General features: G+C 72.2%; 18 protein-coding genes. 10 read left to right on the forward strand and 8 right to left on the reverse strand.

Annotated elements, in window-relative coordinates; all coding sequences use genetic code 11:
* Positions 1-28 precede the first annotated feature (28 nt).
* Genes VT50_RS21225 through tkt form a run of 4 tightly spaced genes read right to left on the reverse strand, consistent with a single transcriptional unit; the run spans position 29 to position 5,228 of the window.
* Entirely contained in the window at positions 29-589 is a 561-nt protein-coding gene (locus VT50_RS21225; RefSeq protein WP_046085294.1) for a DNA-3-methyladenine glycosylase I, read from the reverse strand.
* Positions 586-2,082 carry a glucose-6-phosphate dehydrogenase gene (gene zwf / locus VT50_RS21230; protein WP_046085293.1) on the reverse strand — a complete coding sequence of 499 codons (1,497 nt, stop codon included), beginning with the start codon at positions 2,080-2,082 and terminating at the stop codon, positions 586-588. The genes VT50_RS21225 and zwf overlap by 4 nt, the downstream gene beginning before the upstream one ends.
* Positions 2,079-3,131: a phosphogluconate dehydrogenase (NAD(+)-dependent, decarboxylating) gene (gene gnd / locus VT50_RS21235; RefSeq protein WP_046085292.1), complete on the reverse strand. Its 1,053-nt coding sequence runs from the start codon at positions 3,129-3,131 to the stop codon at positions 2,079-2,081. Before gnd ends, zwf begins: the two co-directional genes overlap by 4 nt.
* Positions 3,132-3,179: 48 nt before the next feature.
* Entirely contained in the window at positions 3,180-5,228 is a 2,049-nt protein-coding gene (gene tkt / locus VT50_RS21240; protein WP_046085312.1) for a transketolase, read from the reverse strand.
* A 228-nt stretch (positions 5,229-5,456) separates the two neighbouring features.
* On the opposite strand from tkt, the gene VT50_RS21245 reads away from it, so the two are divergent.
* On the forward strand, positions 5,457-6,131 hold the full coding sequence (locus tag VT50_RS21245) for an HAD family hydrolase (RefSeq protein WP_046085291.1): 675 nt from the start codon (positions 5,457-5,459) through the stop codon (positions 6,129-6,131).
* Positions 6,132-6,187: 56 nt separating this feature from the next.
* Positions 6,188-7,678, forward strand: coding sequence for a sensor histidine kinase (locus tag VT50_RS21250; protein WP_046085290.1), 1,491 nt, complete (start codon positions 6,188-6,190; stop codon positions 7,676-7,678).
* A 59-nt stretch (positions 7,679-7,737) separates the two neighbouring features.
* Here the strand turns inward: VT50_RS21250 and VT50_RS39335 are convergent, their stop codons facing one another.
* Positions 7,738-7,899 carry a hypothetical protein gene (locus VT50_RS39335; RefSeq protein ID WP_158083220.1) on the reverse strand — a complete coding sequence of 54 codons (162 nt, stop codon included), beginning with the start codon at positions 7,897-7,899 and terminating at the stop codon, positions 7,738-7,740.
* A 47-nt stretch (positions 7,900-7,946) separates the two neighbouring features.
* On the opposite strand from VT50_RS39335, the gene VT50_RS21255 reads away from it, so the two are divergent.
* Positions 7,947-8,549, forward strand: a complete 603-nt coding sequence (locus VT50_RS21255; RefSeq protein ID WP_078840624.1) for a TetR/AcrR family transcriptional regulator — start codon at positions 7,947-7,949, stop codon at positions 8,547-8,549.
* On the opposite strand, the gene VT50_RS21260 is transcribed toward VT50_RS21255, so the two are convergent.
* Positions 8,544-9,104, reverse strand: a complete 561-nt coding sequence (locus VT50_RS21260) for an NADPH-dependent FMN reductase (RefSeq protein WP_046085289.1) — start codon at positions 9,102-9,104, stop codon at positions 8,544-8,546. The two genes, VT50_RS21255 and VT50_RS21260, sit on opposite strands and share 6 nt — an antisense overlap.
* A 138-nt stretch (positions 9,105-9,242) precedes the next feature.
* On the reverse strand, positions 9,243-10,124 hold the full coding sequence (locus VT50_RS21265; protein ID WP_046085288.1) for a LysR family transcriptional regulator: 882 nt from the start codon (positions 10,122-10,124) through the stop codon (positions 9,243-9,245).
* Between the two features lie 97 nt (positions 10,125-10,221).
* On the opposite strand from VT50_RS21265, the gene VT50_RS21270 reads away from it, so the two are divergent.
* From VT50_RS21270 to VT50_RS21285, 4 genes are all read left to right on the forward strand, one after another.
* On the forward strand, positions 10,222-11,211 hold the full coding sequence (locus VT50_RS21270; RefSeq protein ID WP_078840623.1) for an EamA family transporter: 990 nt from the start codon (positions 10,222-10,224) through the stop codon (positions 11,209-11,211).
* Positions 11,208-11,840 carry an NAD(P)-dependent oxidoreductase gene (locus tag VT50_RS21275; RefSeq protein WP_046085287.1) on the forward strand — a complete coding sequence of 211 codons (633 nt, stop codon included), beginning with the start codon at positions 11,208-11,210 and terminating at the stop codon, positions 11,838-11,840. Before VT50_RS21270 ends, VT50_RS21275 begins: the two co-directional genes overlap by 4 nt.
* A gap of 485 nt (positions 11,841-12,325) precedes the next feature.
* Positions 12,326-13,000 (forward strand): CBS domain-containing protein, encoded by a 675-nt coding sequence (locus VT50_RS21280; protein ID WP_046085286.1) that lies wholly within the window; start codon positions 12,326-12,328, stop codon positions 12,998-13,000.
* A 103-nt stretch (positions 13,001-13,103) separates the two neighbouring features.
* On the forward strand, positions 13,104-13,970 hold the full coding sequence (locus VT50_RS21285) for a universal stress protein (RefSeq protein ID WP_046085285.1): 867 nt from the start codon (positions 13,104-13,106) through the stop codon (positions 13,968-13,970).
* A gap of 45 nt (positions 13,971-14,015) precedes the next feature.
* On the opposite strand, the gene VT50_RS21290 is transcribed toward VT50_RS21285, so the two are convergent.
* Positions 14,016-14,777, reverse strand: coding sequence for a class I SAM-dependent methyltransferase (locus VT50_RS21290; RefSeq protein ID WP_046085284.1), 762 nt, complete (start codon positions 14,775-14,777; stop codon positions 14,016-14,018).
* Between the two features lie 205 nt (positions 14,778-14,982).
* Between VT50_RS21290 and VT50_RS21295 the strand changes: the two genes are divergently transcribed.
* The 3 genes from VT50_RS21295 (at position 14,983) to VT50_RS21305 (ending at position 18,388) form a co-directional block, all read left to right on the forward strand.
* Entirely contained in the window at positions 14,983-15,684 is a 702-nt protein-coding gene (locus VT50_RS21295; RefSeq protein WP_240529244.1) for a HemK2/MTQ2 family protein methyltransferase, read from the forward strand.
* 37 nt (positions 15,685-15,721) lie between these two features.
* Positions 15,722-15,895 (forward strand): CDGSH iron-sulfur domain-containing protein, encoded by a 174-nt coding sequence (locus VT50_RS21300; protein ID WP_107424851.1) that lies wholly within the window; start codon positions 15,722-15,724, stop codon positions 15,893-15,895.
* Positions 15,896-16,042: 147 nt separating this feature from the next.
* Positions 16,043-18,388, forward strand: coding sequence for a glycoside hydrolase family 65 protein (locus VT50_RS21305; protein ID WP_046085283.1), 2,346 nt, complete (start codon positions 16,043-16,045; stop codon positions 18,386-18,388).
* The last annotated feature ends 29 nt before the right edge of the window (positions 18,389-18,417 follow it).

An 18,417-nucleotide genomic window follows, 5' to 3' on the forward strand; every position in this document is an offset into this window, starting at 1 on the left:
GGCGACGACCCAACTCAAGACCAGCTCACTAGCCCGATTTCGCCGGGCAGCCGTCGACATGGTCGTCCACCACCCCCACCGCCTGGAGATAGGCGTAGACGATCGTGGTGCCGACGAAGGTGAACCCACGGCGTTTGAGGTCCTTGGCGATGCGGTCGGACAGCTCGGTACGGCCCGGCAGCGCATCGCCCGGCGCCGGGTGATTCACCACGGGCGCGCCGTTCACCCAGTCCCACAGGTAGCTGTCGAACGAGCCGAAGGCCTCCCGCACCTGGAGGAAGGCGCGGGCGTTCGTCACCGTCGACGCGACCTTCAGCCGGTTGCGGATGATGCCCTCGTCCGCGAGCAGTTCGTCCAGCTTCGGCTGGCCGTAGGAGGCGATGACCGTGGGGTCGAACCCGTCGAGCGCACGGCGGTAGTTCTCCCGCTTGTTCAGCACCGTCGACCAGGACAGCCCCGCCTGCGCCCCCTCCAGGAGCAGCATTTCGAACAAGTGCTGATCGTCGTGCGAGGGGCGGCCCCACTCCGTGTCGTGGTACGTCCCCAGCGCCGCTGAGCTCAGCGCCCATGGGCAGCGAGGGTCGGTCATCCGCCGGTCCCGGACGCCCCGGGAGACGCCCCCGAAGACGTTCCGAACGTGCCGGGCGACACCTCCGCCGGGTCCGGCAGATGCCACGCATACGGCGCGAGCAGTTCGCTGATGGCCGGTTCGGGCCCCCAGGAGCCACGGGCGTAGGGCTGGACCGGCGGTGGGTCCTCCAGGAGGCGGGCCGACGCGGCCCAGATGTGTTCGATGCCGCTGGCCCGGGTGAACAGCGACTGGTCGCCCAGCATGGCGTCCAGGATGAGCCGTTCGTAGCCCTCGAGCCCGTTCTCCTCGCAGAACGACCCGGCGTAGCCGAAGGCCATCGTGGCCGGTTCGAGCCGCATCGCCGGGCCCGGCTCCTTGGTGAGGAAGCGGGCGGCGATCCACCCGGGATCCCCGAAGTCGATCACGATCTTGTTGGCCCGGTTCTTCCCCTGGTCCGGGAGGTCGGTCGGGAACATCCTCAGCGGCGGCTCGCGCAGTCCGAGGGTGATCACCTGGCGGCCCTGTGCGAGGTTCTTGCCGGAGCGCAGATGGAACGGGACCCCGGCCCACCGCCAGTTGTCCACCTCCACCCGCAGCGCGGCGAACGTCTCGGTCGTCGAATCGGGCGCCACGCCCGGCTCGTCGCGGTAGCCCTCGTACTGGCCGCGCACGACGTCCCCGGGCTCGATCGGCCGCAGCGCCTCGAAGACCTTGTCCTTCTCGTCGCGCAACGGCTCGGCGGCGAGCGAGACCGGTGGTTCCATCGCCACGATGCCGAGCACCTGGATCAGATGGGTGACGATCATGTCCCGGAAGGCCCCGGTGCCCTCGTAGAAGTGGGCACGGCCCTCGAGGCCCAGCGTTTCGGGCACATCGATCTGCACATAACTGATGTGGTCCCGGTTCCAGCTGGGCTCGAACATGCCGTTGGCGAACCGGAGGGCGAGGATGTTGTCCACCGATTCCTTGCCGAGGAAGTGATCGATGCGGAAGACCCGGGATTCGTCGAAGACGGCGTTGATCGTCTCGTTGAGCGCCCGCGCCGACGCCAGATCGGTGCCGAAGGGCTTCTCCACGATCACCTTCGCGTTCTCGGCGAGGCCCGTATCGCCGAGCAGGCCGATGATGGACCCGAACGCCGAGGGCGGAATGGCCAGGTGGAACAGCCGGCGGGACGGCCCGCCGAGGGATTCCTCCGCCGCCCGTACGGCCGCGAGCAGCGGGCCGGGGTCCTCGGGGTCGGCCGCGCCGAAGGACAGCGACTCCTCGAAGGTCTTCCACACCGGCCCGGTCGGCTTGGACCGTCCGAAGGCGGCGACCGCGTCATGCGCGAGGGTGCGGAACCCGTCATGGCTCATCGCGGAGCGGGCCGGGGTCGAGCCCACGATGCGGTAGCCGTCGGGGAGCAGACCCGCGGCGGCGAGGTGGAACAGCCCGGGGAGCAGCTTGCGCTTGGCGAGGTCGCCGGTGGCGCCGAAGAGCACGATCACATGGTCGTCCGGTGCCGTCATCGCCCGCTCCCCCTCTCGGCCCCGGCCTCCTTCTCGGCGTGGCCGCCGAACTCGCTGCGCATGGCGGACAGCACCCGGTCGGCGAACTCGCCGAGGCCCCGGGACTGGAAGCGGTCGGTCAGCGCGGTGCTGATCACGGCGGCGGGTACGCCCTCGTCGATCGCGGCCCGTACCGTCCAGCGCCCCTCGCCGGAGTCGGAGACCCGCCCGGTGAACTCGTCCAGCTGCGGCGACCGGGCGAGTGCGTCGGCGGTGAGGTCGATGAGCCAGGAGCCCACGACCGAGCCGCGGCGCCACACCTCGGCCACCTCGCCGACGTCGATCTCGTACTGGTACGCCTCCGGCTCGCGCAGCGGGGTGGTCTCCGCGTCGGCGGCGCGCTTGCGCAGCCCGGCGTCCGCGTGGTCGATGATGCTGAGCCCTTCGGCGATCGCGGCCATCATGCCGTACTCGACACCGTTGTGGACCATCTTCACGAAGTGGCCGGCTCCGCTGGGGCCGCAGTGGAGATAGCCCTCGGGCGCGGTTCCGTCGGTGTGTCTGCTCGGTGTGGGCTCGGCGGATCCGGTACCGGGCGCGATGGTGCGGAAGAGGGGGCCGAGCCGGGTGACGGGCCCGTCCTCACCGCCGATCATCAGGCAGTAGCCGCGCTCAAGTCCCCAGACCCCGCCGGAGGTTCCGCAGTCCAGGTAGTGGATGCGGTGCGGGGCGAGCTGTGCCGCGCGGGTGATGTCATCGCGGTAGTAGGAGTTGCCACCGTCGATGATGGCGTCGTCCGGGTCGAGGAGCTCGGTGAGCTGGTCGAGGGTGGGCTGTACGACGGCGGCGGGCAGCATGAGCCAGACGGCCCGTGGCCGCTCCAGCTTCGCCACCAGGTCGCCGAGCGAGCGGGCGGCGACGGCGCCCTCGCCCGTCATGTCCCGTACGGCGCTTTCGTTGACGTCGTAGACCACACAGCGGTGGCCGTCGCGCATCAGCCGGCGCACGAGGTTCGCGCCCATCCGGCCGAGCCCGATCATGCCGAGTTGCATGGGGGTGTCGGTAGCCATGTGCTCTCCTGTCGCAGCCATGTGCGTTCCTGTCGCGTCACTGCCCGCTCAGCCCGAGGCCACCAGCTCGCGCGCCACCTGGGCCACGCGCTCCGGGGTGAATCCGAACTTGGTGAGCAGCTGTTTGAGGGGTGCGGAGGCACCGAAGGTGTGCATGCCGACGATGGCCCCGTCCGGGCCGACGTACCGGTCCCAGCCGAGGGTGGAGCCCTCCTCCACCGCCACCCTGCGGGTGACCGCGGGTGGCAGCACCCGGTCGCGGTACTCGCGCGGCTGACGGTCGAAAAGCTCCCAGCACACCATGCTCACCACGCGGGACGCGATGCCCTCGGCGGTCAGCTCCTCGTGTGCGGCCAGGGCCAGCGCCACCTCGGAACCGGTGGCGAGCAGGATCACCTCGGGCTCGCGCCGGTCCGCGTCCGCCAGGACGTAGGCACCCCACGCGACGCCGCTGGCCGCGCCGAGCCGGGTGCGGTCGAGGGTGGGCAGGGGCTGGCGGGAGAGCACCAGCGCGGCCGGTGACCGGCGGAGACCGGCGACCACCCGCCACGTCTCGGCGACCTCGTTCGCGTCGGCGGGGCGGAACACCAGCAGCCCGGGCGTGGCGCGCAGCCCCGCGAGCTGTTCGACGGGCTGGTGGGTGGGTCCGTCCTCGCCGACCCCGATGGAGTCGTGGGTGAAGATGTGCACGGTGGGGATCTCCATCAGCGCGGAGAGGCGAATGGCCGCCTTGGCGTAGTCGGAGAAGATCAGGAACCCGGACCAGTACGGACGGAGCTTCGTCAGCGCCATTCCATTGGCCACCGCGGCGGCCGCGTGCTCCCGGACACCGAAGTGCAGATTGCGCCCGGCGCGGTCGTACGGCTGGAAGTCGCCCGCACCGCCGAAGGTGAGCAGGGTCTTGGTCGACGGCGCCAGGTCGGCGGATCCGCCGAGCACCCAGGGCACCGCCTTGGCCACCGCGTTCAGCACCTGGCCGGAGGAGTCGCGGCTGGCCAGGCCCTTCGGATCGGCGGGGAAGGAGGGCAGCGCGGTCTCCCAGCCGTCCGGCAGCTCACGGCGCTGGATCCGCTCCAGCTCGTCGGCGAGCTCGGGGTACGCGCCGCGGTAGGCGTCGAACGTCTTCTCCCAGTGGCTGCGCAACTGGGCGCCGCGCGCGCCGATGCCCCGTGCGAACCAGTCGGGCACCCCGTCGGGGATGTGGAAGTCGGCGTCGGGCGGCAGGCCGAGGGCGCGCTTGGTGGCCCTGACCCCCTCCGGTCCGAACGGCGCCCCGTGTGCTTTCGGTGAGTCCTCGACCGGCGAGCCGTATCCGATGTGGCTGTGGACGAGGATCAGGGTCGGACGCTCGGCCTCGGCCCGGAAGGAGTGGAAGGCGCGGCCGATCCGGCCCAGGTCGTTGGCGTCGGCCACGGTGGTCACGTTCCAGCCGTAGGCCAGGAAGCGGGCGGCCAGGTCCTCGGTGAAGGTGATGTCGGTGTGGCCCTCGATGGTGACCCGGTTGGAGTCGTAGATCCAGCACAGGTTGGACAGCCGGAGGTGTCCGGCGAGCGAGGCCGCCTCGGAGGAGACACCCTCCATCATGCAGCCGTCCCCGGCGAGCGCGTACACATCGAAGTCGAAGAGCGTGAAGTCGTCGCGGTTGTACCGCGCCGCCAGCCACTGACCGGCGATCGCCATGCCGACGGAGGTGGCGACGCCCTGGCCGAGCGGTCCCGTGGTCGTCTCCACGCCGCTCGTCCAGCGGTACTCGGGGTGGCCGGGGCAGCGCGAGCCGAGCTGCCGGAAGGACCTCAGGTCGTCGAGGGTCACCGCAGGACGCCCCAGCACCTCGTACTCGGGGTCGACCGTGCGCACACCGGTCAGCTGCAGCAGCGACCAGAGCAGGGCGGAGGCATGGCCCTCGGAGAGCACGAAGCGGTCGCGGTTCGGCCAGATCGGATCGGCGGGATCGAAGCGCAGAAACCGCTGCCACAGCGCGTACGCGACGGGCGCCATCCCCATCGGCGTTCCGGGGTGTCCCGAATTCGCCTTCTGGATCGCGTCCATGCACAGTCCGCGGATCGTGTTCACCGACAGGGTGTCCAGGTCGGTCATGGCGACGCCGCCCTCCGTGCGCTCGATGGATGTCTGCGAAGCCTGGCTGGGTGTCATCGGACCGGGGGCGCTCCGGGGGCGCTGCCTCCGTCATTTCCACGGCACCACCAACACCGCGGCCCCGCAACTGGCCGCCTCCGGTGCCACCGCGCACCCTGGAGTCAGGCGGCCCGCGCCCATGGACCACCCGCACCCTCGTGCAGCCGCGGAACCGGAGGAGAACGTGTGATGGCCGGACCGATAGCGGTGCTCTTCGACATCGACGAAACCCTGGTCCACACCGGGGGCTCGGGGGCCAGGAGCTGGGCCTGGGCCTTCGACCGGCTGCACGGCGTGGCCGCCGACATCGGACAGCACACCTCGGCCGGGGAGACGGATCCACAGGTCGGCCGGGAGACGTTCCGGGCCGTGCTCGGCCGTGAGCCCAGTCACGATGAGTTGGCCCGCCTGTACGCCGCGTATCTGTGGCACCTCTCGGAGGACGTCCGGACCTCGGAGGGGTACCGGGTGATGGACGGTGTCGAGGACACCCTGCGGCGGATCACGGACGCGGGGGTCATCCTCGGGCTCATCTCCGGCGCGATGGAGGGCGCGGCCCGGATCAAGATGGAACCGGGCGGTCTCGGCCGCTATTTCGTGTTCGGCGCCTACGGCTCGGACTCCCCGGACCGGGCGGAGATCACCCACCTGGCGATGGCCAAGGCCGCCCGGCTCCACGGGCACGATCTGGGCCGCTCCGATGTGTATGTGGTCGGGGACACCCCTCGCGACGTCGAGGCCGCGCGCGCCGCGAACGCGACGGCGGTGGGGGTCGCGAGCGGCCACTACTCCGTGGAACGGCTGCGTGCCGCGGAGGCCGACCATGTGCTTCCGTCGCTGACCGAGCCGTTCCCGCACATGTGAGGGGGGTTCTCGGCTCCTGGCAGACTGTCCCGGGAAACGCCGTCCCGGGAGGCGCCATGAAGCTGTCCACCCGCGTCGCGCTCGCGGTCGGTGTGAGCGTGCCGCTGCTGGTGCTGGCCTCCGGCTGGCTGCTGGTGCGTCTGGTCGGCGACGACCTGCGCACCCACCAGAGCTCCCAGTTGCGCGCTCGCGCCACGGTCGTGGCCAAGAACGCCAAGGCGTACCTCGATGTCGCCGGGACCGATCACCCGGTCATGGAGAACGCCCGGCAGCGGCGGCTGGTCAACTCCGCGCGGGACGTGGGCATCCGGCTGACCGCGCCCGGGGAAACGATCTCGGCCGGTCCGCAGCCCGATCCGTTCCCCTCGCTGCCCCGCGACGCCCCGAGGCCGGTCACCGTGACCTCCGGTGACACGGAGTGGCTGGTGCTGTCGCTGCGGGTCGGTGCCGCGAAGGCGGGCGACACCCCGAATCTGTGGCTGTTCTCGCCGGACAGCGCCGAGGAGGAGCTGGCGCTGGTGCGCCAACGGGTCGTGTTCGGGGCGCTGTTGGCCGCTCCCCTGGCCGGGGCCACCAGCTGGGTCATCGCCGCCCGGGCGGTCCTGCCACTGCGGCGGTTGCAGCGGCGCACCAGCGGCCTGGACCCCCGGACCAGCGCCGTACGCCTGGAGCACACGCCGACCCGTATCGGCGAGGTCGACGACCTGGCGTACACCCTGCAGACGGTGCTCGCCCGCTACGACGAGCAGGTCGAACGCACCGGGGAGGCGCTGGCCACCGCCCGCGCCTTCGCCGCGACCGCGTCCCACGAGCTGCGCACCCCGCTGATGAGCATGCGCACCAATATCGACATCCTCGCCGACCACCCCGGACTGGACCCCGTCGACCGGGCGGAGGTGATCGAGGACCTGGGGCGCGAACACACCCGGCTGCTGGGGCTGCTGGTGATGCTCAGGGCGCTCGCGCAGGGCGATCTGGTCGAGGCGGACGCGTTCGCGTCGCTGGACCTCACCGAGGTGCTGGACGCGTCCGTCGCCGACCTGCGGCGCACCCATCCGGACGCCGAGGTGTCCGTGCGCACCACTCCGGGGCTGCTGGTGCACGGCTGGGGGGAGGGGCTGCGCTCGGCGGTGGACAACCTGCTGGCCAATGCCCGGACCCACGGCCGCGCCACCGACGGCACGGCCCATATCGAGGTGACCCTGTGCCACTCCGGCGACCCGCGGGAACCGCTGGCCGTGCTCACCGTGGACGACCACGGCCCGGGCATCCCACCGGAGCGCCGCGAGGAGGTCTTCCAGCGGTTCCGGCGCGGCCCGGACAGCCCCGGCTCCGGCCTCGGACTGACCCTGGTCGCCCAGCAGATCGCCCTGCACCGGGGCCGGATCACCGTACGGGACCGGCCCGACCGACGCCCCGGCACCCGCTTCGAGGTGCGGCTGCCGGTCACCGGCGTCCGGGACGTGGAGAGCACCCTGCCACTGCTGCGGCGGGACTGGCTGACCGGCAGCCATCCGCTGACGACGACGTCCGACACGCGGGGGTGAGGAGGTCCCGGCGTACGACGCGCGGGGTGAGGACGGCGTCGCCGGTTCCCCGGGGCCGCTCAGCCGCTCAGTTCCGCCAGCAGTTCCCCCGTACGGGCCCGCTCCTCGGGCGGGCCGAGCGGCGAGGCGATCAGCTCGGTCACCCCCGCGTCGGCCAGCGCGCGCAGCCCGCGCCCGACGGTGGCCTCGTCACCGGACCAATAGTCCGTTCTCCTCCGCAAGCTATGGGGCTCCTGGTCCGATGACAACAGCCCACAGGTGAAGTGCCGTGGCCGAGGCCCGAACCGAGCGTGCCGGGCGCGCCGAGCGCGCCGACGCCGTGCGCAATCGGCGGGCGATCCTGCGTGCGACCGAGGAGCTGCTGACCAGCGGCGGCGCGGAACATGTCTCGCTGGACAAGGTCGCGGCCGCAGCCGGGGTCGGCAAGGGCACCGTCTTCCGCCGGTTCGGCAGCCGTACGGGGCTGTTCCAGGCGCTGCTGGCGGAGCGCGCGGCCCAACTCCTGTACGCCATCCACCAGGAGGCCGCCCCGCTCGGCACCGACGCCCCGCCCTGCGAGCGGCTGCTCGCCTTCCTCGGAGCGCTGGCCGATCTCTCCCGGCGGCATTTCGCGCTGATCGCCGCGCGTGAACGCGCCTGCGCGGACGACGAGTTCGCCGACCCCACCTACCAGGGCTGGCACACCCATGTCCGCGGGCTGATCCAGCACGTCAGGCCGGAGCTGGACGCCGACTTCCTGGCCCATATGCTGCTCGCCGCGTTCGACGGAGAGCTGGTGCGGCGGCTGACGGCGGAGGGGGACCGGCCGCGCTACCGCCAGTCGGTCCGGGACATGGCGGACCTGATGCTGGGCCCGCTCGACAGGCTATGAGGCGCGGACGGTCGCCATCGCGGTGCTCCAGATGACGACCTGTTCGAGCAGGCTGTTCACGGTCTCGGTGTGGTGCTCGGCGGGGGTGAACCTGCTGAACTCCTCGAAGTCGGTGAACAGGGACAGCGAGACCTGTGCGCGCACATCGGCCACCTTCAGCTCGGCCATCACCAGCCGCAGGTGTTCGACCGCGCGGGTGCCACCGGCGCTGCCGTAGCCGACGAATCCGGCGGCCTTGTTGTTCCACTCGGCGTACAGGAAGTCGATGGCGTTCTTCAGGGCGCCGGAGGTGGAGTGGTTGTACTCGGGGGTGACGAACACAAAGCCGTCGAAGGAGGCGATCTTCTCCGCCCACCTCTTGGTGTGCGGGTGGGAGTACTGGCCCAGCGACGGCGGGACCGCCTCGTCCAGGAGGGGGAGCTGGTAGTCGGCGACGTCGACGAGCTCGTACTCCGCGTCGGTGCGCCGCCGGGCGATGTCGAAGACCCACTGGGCGACGGCTTCGCCGTTGCGGCCGGGGCGGGTGCTGCCGAGGATGATGGCGATCTTGGGCATATGCGTACTCCTTTCCGTTCCGTGGCGCGTTCCCGGAGTCGGGCGCGTAATTCGTCCGGATGGACCGCTGTCCGCCATCGTGCGCCCCCGCACACCCGCCGGGGTGACGCGGCGGCGGGGTCGCCGGAAGTGGGTTCGTCAGGGATCCGTGGGCGTGATGTCCAGCGCCGTGAGGAAGGCCGTCGCCGCCGGGGTGCGGGTGAGGCGGCTCCAGATGACGTACTCGACGCGGGCCGGTGCGTCGGCGACCTCGATGGTCACGACACCCGCGAGATGAGGCGCGTAGGCGGTGGGCAGCATCGCCACGCCGAGGCCCGGGCCGACCAGCCGGGCGATGAAGTCCGCGCTGGTCACTTCGAAAGCCACGTCACGGGTGAGGCCCGCGGCCTCGAAGGCCAGGTCGGACTGGGCGCGCCCGGCGGTCCCCGCCGGGAGGTCCACGAACACCTCGGTGGAGAGCCTGCGCAGGTCGACCTGGGTTTCCCCGGCGAGGGGATGGTCCGGCGCGACCACGGCGACGAGCCGGTCACGCGCGAGTTCATGGGCGGCGACGCCCCGGGGGCGGGCGGTGGTCGGCAGGCCGAGGAACGCCACGTCCAGGGCGCCTTCCCGCACCTGCTCGACGAGGTCGTCGCTGGCGCCCACCCGCAGGCTGATCCGCACCCGCGGGTAGCGCTCGCGGAAGTCGCGCAGCGCGCCCGGGATGTCCACCGCGGTGACGGTGGGGATCAGGCCCACGGCGAGCCGTCCGCGCACCTCCCCGACGGCCGCGGCGACCTCGGCCGCGGCCCGCTCCGCGGCGTCCAGGCACTGGCGGGCGGCCGGGAGGAAGGCCGCACCGGCGGGTGTCAGCCGCACCCGGCGGCTGGTGCGCTCGAAGAGTCTCGCGCCGAGTTCCCTTTCCAGGCGGGCGACTTGGTGGCTGAGGGCGGACTGGACGACCAGACACCGTTCCGCGGCGCGCGTGAAGCTGTTCGTCTCGGCGACGGCGACGACGTACCGCATCTGCTGAAGCTCCATGGATCCATCGTGGATCGAAATCCATCGTGGATCGAGATCGATGAGGTGACAAACATGTGTTGGACTCATCAATGACTCCAAGGTGAGACTTCGGGGCATGACACGGCACACCACATATGTGGCTTCCGGCGGGCCCGGCGGCGTCCGCCACGGAAACCTGCCACGCACCGCCCTGACGGCGCTCGCGCCCTCGGTGTGGGGCACGACGTATGTCGTCACCACCGAGCTGCTGCCCGAGGGGCACCCGCTCTTCGCGGGGTTACTGCGCGCACTGCCCGCCGGGCTGATCGGGCTGGCCCTCACCCGGACGCCGCCGCGCGGCGTCTGGTGGGGAAAGGCCGCGGCGCTCGGCGTGCTGAACATCGGGCTGTTCCTGCCGCTGCTCTTCGTCGCGGCCGAACGCCTGCCGGGTGGCGTGGCCGCCACCCTGATGGCGGCCCAGCCGCTGGTCGTGGCCGTCCTGGCCGTGACGGTGCTCCATGAGCGCCTTTCGTCCTGGCGCCTGCTCTGGGGGATGACGGGCGTCGTCGGGGTCGGTCTCGTGGTGATCGGGCCGAACGCGGCCCTCGACACCGCGGGGGTCGTGGCGGGCCTCGCGGGCGCGGTCACGATGGCGCTCGGAGTGACGTTCACCAAGCGCTGGGGGCGCCCCGCCGGGGTCGGTGCCACCACCTTCGCCGGGTGGCAACTCACGGCGGGAGGGCTCTTCCTGCTGCCCCTCACGTTCCTCGTCGAGGGGGCGCCGCCCGCGATCGACCTGCCCGCCGCGCTCGGCTATCTCTGGCTGGGGCTGGTCGGCGGTCTGATCACCTACGCCCTGTGGTTCCAGGGCATCACCAGCCTGCCCGTCTCCTCGGTCGCGGTTCTCGCGCTGCTCTCGCCGCTGGTGGCCGCCGTGCTCGGCGCCGTCGTACTCGGCCAGACGCTCGGCCCGGTCCAGCTCGTGGGGTTCGTGCTGTCGCTCGCCGCGATCGTCGCGGGGCAGCTTCCGCCACGTGCCCGGACACGCTCGCGTGCCCGTGCCCGTGCCCGGGAGTTTGAACAGGACTCCGTCTCCACCCCCACCCCGGAAGGGACACCTCGATGAAGATCGCCGTCGTTGGAGCCGCGGGCATGGTCGGCTCGCGTGTCGTCAACGAAGCCGTACGCCGGGGCCATGACCTGGTCGCGGTGTTCCGCAAGGAGCCGACGGCCGCCCCGCCACCCGGGGTGATCGCCGTGCGGGGCGACGCGGACGACCCCGGCCACATGAGCGGGCTGTTCACCGGCAGCGACGCGATCGTGGCCGCGACCCGCCCCGCCCCCGGGCACGAGGGCGCCGCCGTCAGGACCACGACGGCGCTGCTCAGCGCGGCCGAGGCGGTCCGTACGCGCATCCTCGTGGTCGGTGGCGCCGCGCCCCTGCGGCACCCGGGCCACTCCGACCGGCTCGTCCTCGACAGCCCGGAGTACGTTCCGGAGCCCTTCCGCGCGATCGCCGCCGCCAGCGCGGCGCAACTGGACGTCTGCCGGGCCCACTCGGCGGACTGGGTCTACCTCAGCCCGCCCGCCCTCCTCGAGCCCGGCCACCGCACCGGAACGTACCGGCGCGGCACCACGACCCTGATCACCACGGCCGACGGCGCGTCCCGGATCTCGGCCGAGGACCTTGCCGTGGCGGTCCTCGACGAACTGGAGAGCCCGGGCGGAGACGCGCACTTCACCGTCGGCTACTAGGGGTGCCCACCTGGCCGCGCCGCCTGCGGCGAGCCCCCAAAACCGGGGCTCCGCTGCTGGTCCCGGGGCCGGGATGGTCGTGGAGGAACAGTGGCGGGGTCTTCGTGAGGATCGTCTCCCGGCTCGTCGGCCCGCCACCGGATATTCCCGGCGGCCCGGGGGCGGCCGGGGCCATGGGGTGCGCGGCGGAGCCGCCTCTTGCCCGATGGGGTGAATGTGTCTGTCCGGGCCGGGGAACCCAAGGGTGATTCGGTCCGAGTCCGACCACCGCACGTCACAGGGAGGTCCCGTGGGAGGGCCGGGTGGCCGGGAGAGGGAGCCATCAGGCTCATTCCGCGGCGCGGGCGAGCTGGCAGGCTCGGTGAGGAAGCCGGGCTCGGTGAGGAAGCCGGGCTCGGTGAGGAAGCCGGGCTCGGTGAGGAAGCCGGGCTCGGCAGCCCAGACACCGGCCGACCCACCGCGAGTGTGCGAGAGGAGCCCGGAACATGCACCACAGAACGGTCGGAGACCTCATGACGCGCCCGGTGGTCCAGGCGCCACGTGACATGCCGTTCAAGGAACTCGTGGCGCTGCTCGCGGAGCGCGATGTCACCGCCGTACCGGTCGTGGACGGTTCGGGACGCCCGCTCGGTGTGGTGTCCGAGGGCGATCTGCTGCGCAAGTCGTCCGGCCGGGCAGACCCCTCCGGCCTCCTGCCGGTCCCGCACCTGGAGGCGTGGGAGCGCGCGAAGGCGGAGGGGGCGCGGGCGGAGGAGCTGATGTCGGCGCCCGCCGTGTGCGCGCGTCCGGAGTGGACGGTCGTCGAGGCGGCCCGGGTGATGTCGGACCGGGGCATCAAGCGGCTCCCCGTGGTGGACGAGACCGACAAGCTGCTCGGCATCGTCAGCCGTGGCGATCTGCTCCGGGTGTTCCTGCGCCACGACGACGCGATCCGCGATGAGATCGAAAGGGATCTGCTGCGGCGGACCCTGCGGCTGGCGCCCTCGGCCGTGACGGTCGAGGTACGGGAGGGCGAGGTCACGCTGGACGGATCGGTCGAGGCCAGGAGCCTGGTCCCGGTCATCGTGCGGCTGTGCCGGGGCGTGGACGGGGTGGTCTCGGTCACCGAGCACATCGCTTACGGCACCGATGACACCGGCGGCTCGGCCCTGGCCGCGTAAGACCCGGGAGGTCCGGGAAGCCCGGGAATCCGGGAGACCGGGAATCCGGGAGACCGGGAATCCGGGAAACTCGGCGGGAGGTACCACCGTGGAACAAGCCGTCATGGAACAAGTGGTCACCGTCGGCCTCGACGGCTCGCCCGAGAGCCTGGCCGCCGCGCACTGGGCGGCCGACGAGGCGGAACGGCGCGAGCTTGCGCTGCGTCTGACGCACGCCTGGATCCTGCTGGCGCCGCCCACGCCCGACAGCCCGGCGGCGGACGACCAGAACTACTGGTCGAAGCGAATCGTGCACGACGCGCACACCGAGCTGGCCCGTGACCATCCGAAGCTCACCATCATCGAGGACCTGGTGGCGGACGAGGCCGAGAAGGCCCTGCTCGACGCGGCGGCGCACTCCCGCCTGCTGGTGCTCGGATCGCGGGGGCTGGACCGGGTGGCGAGCTTCTTCCTCGGTGACATCGGGTTGCACACCATCGCCCGGGCGGAGCGGCCGGTGGTGCTGATGCGCACGGGGCCGGGAGCGCGGGAACACCCGGGGCGTGTGGTCGTGGGCCTGAGCCTGCACGGTCCGCAGGACAACCTCCTGGAGTTCGCCTACGTGACCGCGTTCACCCGTGACGTTCCCCTGTACGCCGTCCACGGACGGAAGCCCGATCGGGCCCACGCCGCCGCCGGGGGCGATGGCATGGCCCGGGACACCGCGGAGCGGGACACCAAGGAGCGGGCGCGGCGGGAGCTGGACGAGGTGTTGCGGCCGTGGCGGGAGAAGTTCCCCCGGGTGCGGGTCGTCGACGAGGTCCGGCTGGAGAGCCCGGCCCGGGCCGTCGTCCAGGCCGCGGCCGACAGCGATCTGCTGATGGTCGGACGGCGGAAGCACCCGTCCGCGCTGGGCCCCCGGCTGGGGCCCGTGGTGCAGGCCGCGGTGCACCACGCGGGGTGTCCGGTGGCCGTCGTCCCGCATGAGTGAGCGCGCCGCGCGCGACATGGGCACTGGTGCGGGCGCCGGTGCTGGTCAGGGCCGGACGGCCACCAGCAGGTCCACCAGATAGGTCTCCTCCACCCTCTCGTCCGGGAAGAGCTCACGCAGACGGTCGCGCTCGGCGGTGAGAAACGCTTGGGTGCCGCTCTCGCCGAGGACGAGGAACACCGAGTGGCTGGTGATGTTGGCCAGGTGGGTGTCGAGGGAGACGACGCGGCTCCAGGGCACCTGGCGGCGGGTGCCCCGGAGACCGGAGAGGCCCGCCAGCCGGGTGGCGCGGCCGTCGTCGAGACGCGCCGCGGGGGCCGGCCCCACACCGCAGTGGGCCGCGACGCGCTCGGCCTGGGCGGCGATCCACGGCACCTCGAAGGCGGTGGTGTTCCACCAGACCGCCAGCGCGCCACCCGGGCGCAGCACGCGCAGCGCCTCCGGAACGGACCGGTCGGTGTCGGTCCAGTGCCAGGACTGCGCATACGTGACCAGGTCGCGGGAGGCGTCGGCGAGGGGCAGGGCGTTGCCGTCGCCCCGTACGACCGGCACCTCCGGAAGCGCCCGGCGGAACTGGGCCACCATGCCCGCGCCGGGCTCGACGGCGATCACATCGGCGCCGCGCTCGCGCAGGAGGGCGGTGGCGATTCCGGTGCCCGCGCCGACGTCGGCGACGCGGGCACCCGCGAGGGGGCGTCCGGCCAGCTCCTCGACGGCGTCGAAGAGGGCGGGCGGGTAGGAGGGGCGGTTCGCGGCGTACTGGGCGGCGGCCGCGTTGAACGAATGGGCACGCGAGGCGACGGTCATCCGCCCATCCTCACCCCTCCGGCCCCGCTTGCCGAGGCCCCTACCGGCGGGCTGCGTCCGGGCGAGGCCCTGGCGGTCTGGTGGAACACCACCGCCTTCGAGGTGCCGTGCCGCCGCCCAGGCCGAGCGCGTCGCGGCCCGCTGCGGTGTGGAGTCGGCCCCCTCGATCAGCCGGTACCCGAGACGCGGGCGCTGAAGCCCGGACATGGGCGCGCGCATCACGGTCCGCCGGGGGTACTCGTCGCCGATGGTGTTCAGGACGCCTCCAGGTGTGTACGCCCCGCAGGACGACACATGGCTGCTCGCCGAGGCCCTGCTGCGGGAGCACATCACGGCCGACACCGCGGTGCTGGACGTGGGGACCGGCAGCGGGGCGCTGGCCCTGGTCGCGGCCGGGCGCGGCGCGGCCCAGGTGATCGCGGTCGATGTCTCACCGCTCGCCGTGGGCGCCACATGGCTGCGCGCCCGCCTCAAAGGGCTGCCGGTGCGTGTCCTCCAGGGCGATCTGCTGGCGCCGGTGGCCGGCCGCGGGTTCGATCTCATCGTGGCCAATCCGCCGTATGTGCCGGTGGCGGGGCGGCGGATCCGCCGGGGCCGCGGCGTGGCCTGGCGGGCCGGTGCCGATGGGCGGGCGGTGGTCGACCGGATCTGCCGCGACGCGCCACCGCTGCTGCGCCCCGGCGGCGTGCTGCTCCTGGTGCACTCGGGGCTGTGCGGCCCGGACCGTACGGTGGAACGGTTGGAGTTGGCCGGGGCGGGGCTGCGGGCGGCCGTGGCCGACCGCCGCACGGTTCCCTTCGGGCCGGTACTGCGCGAGCAGGCCCCCTGGCTGGCGGCCCATGGGCTGATCGCCCCGGGCGAGACCAAGGAAGAGCTGGTGGTGATCCGTGCCGAACGACAGATGTGATCGCGCGGTGGGGGTGCGGCTGGGAACCGAAGGACCGATGCTGATCGAGGGACCGGTCGAGATCACCCTGCCCGATGGCAGCGTGGTGCGCTCCGACCGCTTCATGGCGGCCGTGTGTCTGTGCGGCCGCAGCGCGCGCTATCCGTGGTGCGACACCAGCCACCGCCGCAGACCGCCGAGGTCACGGCGCGGAGCGGACCCGGAGCGGTAGCCGCGCGACGGCGGCTGTCCGGAGCCGGTGCCCGCCACGGCACGGGGCCGATATCGCCGGTAGAATCGCCAGTACGGCGAAGTTGGGCATCCCGGACACAGCGCGCGATGTGGCATCGGACCTCTATGAGCTGCTGGAGGGTCGCCAGTGATCAGCCACCATGCCTATGCCGTCGAACCGTGGTGTCTGCGCGAGACCGAGCTCAACCTGGACGTGCTGGCCCAGAGCGAATCCGTCTTCTCCGTGTCCAACGGGCACGTCGGCTGGCGCGGCAACCTCGACGAGGGTGAGCCGCACGCCCTGCCCGGAAGCTATCTCAACGGTGTGCACGAGCGGCATCCGCTGCCGTACGCGGAGGGCGGTTACGGCTTCCCCGAGTCCGGCCAGACGGTCATCAACGTGACCAACGGCAAGGTCATCCGGCTGCTGGTCGACGACGAACCGTTCGATCTGCGCTACGGGCGGTTGCGGTCCCACGAGCGGGTGCTCGATCTGCGCACCGGGTTGCTGCACCGCGTCTGCGAGTGGACCTCGCCGGTCGGCAAGACGGTCCGGGTCCGCTCCACCAGGATGATCTCCTTCAGCCAGCGCGCCATCGCCGCGGTCGCCTACGAAGTGGAGCCGCTGGACGACCGGACCAACGTGGTCGTTCAGTCGGAGCTCGTCGCTAATGAGCAACTGCCCACGCTCAGCGGCGACCCCCGGGTCGGCGCCGCTCTGGAGTCGTGTCTGCTGCCCGAGGAGCACTTCACCCTCGATCTGCGGCTGCGCCTGGTGCACCGCACGGCGGCGAGTGAGCAGCGGATCGCCGCCGCGGCCGACCATGTGGTGTACGGCCCCGGATCCGTCCGCACCTCCAGCGAGGCCGCGGACGACGTGGGCCGGATGACCGTCACCGCCGTGCTCGACCCCGGCGAGCGGCTGCGCGTCGAGAAGTTCGTGGCGTACGGCTGGTCCGGATTCCGTTCGCTGCCCGCCGTACGGGACCAGGTCGAGGCCGCGCTCACCGGTGCGCGCAACACCGGCTGGCAGGGTCTGGTCGATCAGCAGCGGGAGTTCCTCGACGGCTTCTGGCACCACTCCGACATCGAGGTCGACGGCGACGCGGAGATCCAGCAGGCCGTGCGGTTCGCCCTCTTCCACGTGCTGCAGGCGGGCACCCGGGCCGAGCAGCGGGCGATCTCGGCCAAGGGCCTGACCGGCTCCGGCTACGACGGACACGCCTTCTGGGACACCGAGGCGTTTGTGCTGCCCCTGCTCACCTACGCCTCGCCGAACTGCGTCGCCGAGGCCCTGCACTGGCGGCAGAACACCCTGCCCGCGGCCCGGGAGCGCGCCCGCCAGCTCGGACTGCGGGGTGCGGCCTTCCCGTGGCGCACGATCGACGGCGCCGAGTGCTCCGGGTACTGGCCGGCCGGAACCGCGGCGTTCCACATCAACGCGGACATCGCCGCGGCCGTCGTGCGCTACGTCCGGGCCTCGGGCGACACCGACTTCGAGCGGCGGACCGGGGTGGAGCTGCTGGTGGAGACGGCCCGGCTGTGGCGCTCCCTCGGCCATCACGACTCCGGGGGCCGCTTCCACATCGACGGTGTCACGGGGCCCGACGAGTACAGCGCGCTCGCGAACGACAACGCCTACACCAACCTCATGGCCGCGGCCAATCTGCGGGCCGCCGCCGATGTGGCCGAGCGCCACGCGGCGGAGGCCGCGGCGCTCGGTGTCGACGAGGCCGAGACCGCCGCGTGGCGTGCTGCCGCCGGGGCGATGTCCGTGCCGTACGTGGACGCGCTGGGCCTCCATGAGCAGTCGGCGGGCTACACCGGGCTCGACGTATGGGACTTCGAGGGCACGCCACCCGAGCACTATCCGCTGATGCTGCACTTCCCGTACTTCGACCTGTACCGGAAACAGGTGGTCAAACAGGCGGACCTGGTGCTGGCGATGATCCTGTGCGGCGATGCCTTCACACCCGCCCAGAAGGCGCGGAACTTCGCCTACTACGAGCCGCTGACCGTCCGGGACTCCTCGCTCTCGGCCTGTGTGCAGTGTGTGATGGCCGCCGAAGTGGGCCATCTGCGGCTGGCCTACGACTACTTGGGCGAGGCCGCGCTGATGGACCTGGCGGACCTGGAGAAGAACACCCGCGACGGCCTGCACATCGCCTCCCTCGCGGGCACCTGGATCGGACTGGTCGCGGGCTTCGGCGGACTGCGCGACTACGGGGACGTCCCCTCCTTCGCGCCCCGGCTCCCCGAAAACCTCCACCGGCTGGCCTTCTCGCTGCGGATCCGGCAGAGCTGTCTGCATGTCGACATCACGGGCTCGCGGGTCACCTATGCGGTGCGGCAGGGCGACCCCATCCGGATCAGCCACCGCGGCGAGGTCATCACCCTCGCCAAGGACGCCCCGCAGACCCGCCCGCTCGACCCGCCCACCGCCCTCCCCGAGCCCGCCCAGCCACCGGGCCGGCGGCCCGCGCCACGCCGCTGACGCCCGAGCGGAAGAGGCCGCGCCCGAGC

Source organism: Streptomyces antioxidans (assembly GCF_000968685.2).
Taxonomy (GTDB): domain Bacteria; phylum Actinomycetota; class Actinomycetes; order Streptomycetales; family Streptomycetaceae; genus Streptomyces; species Streptomyces antioxidans.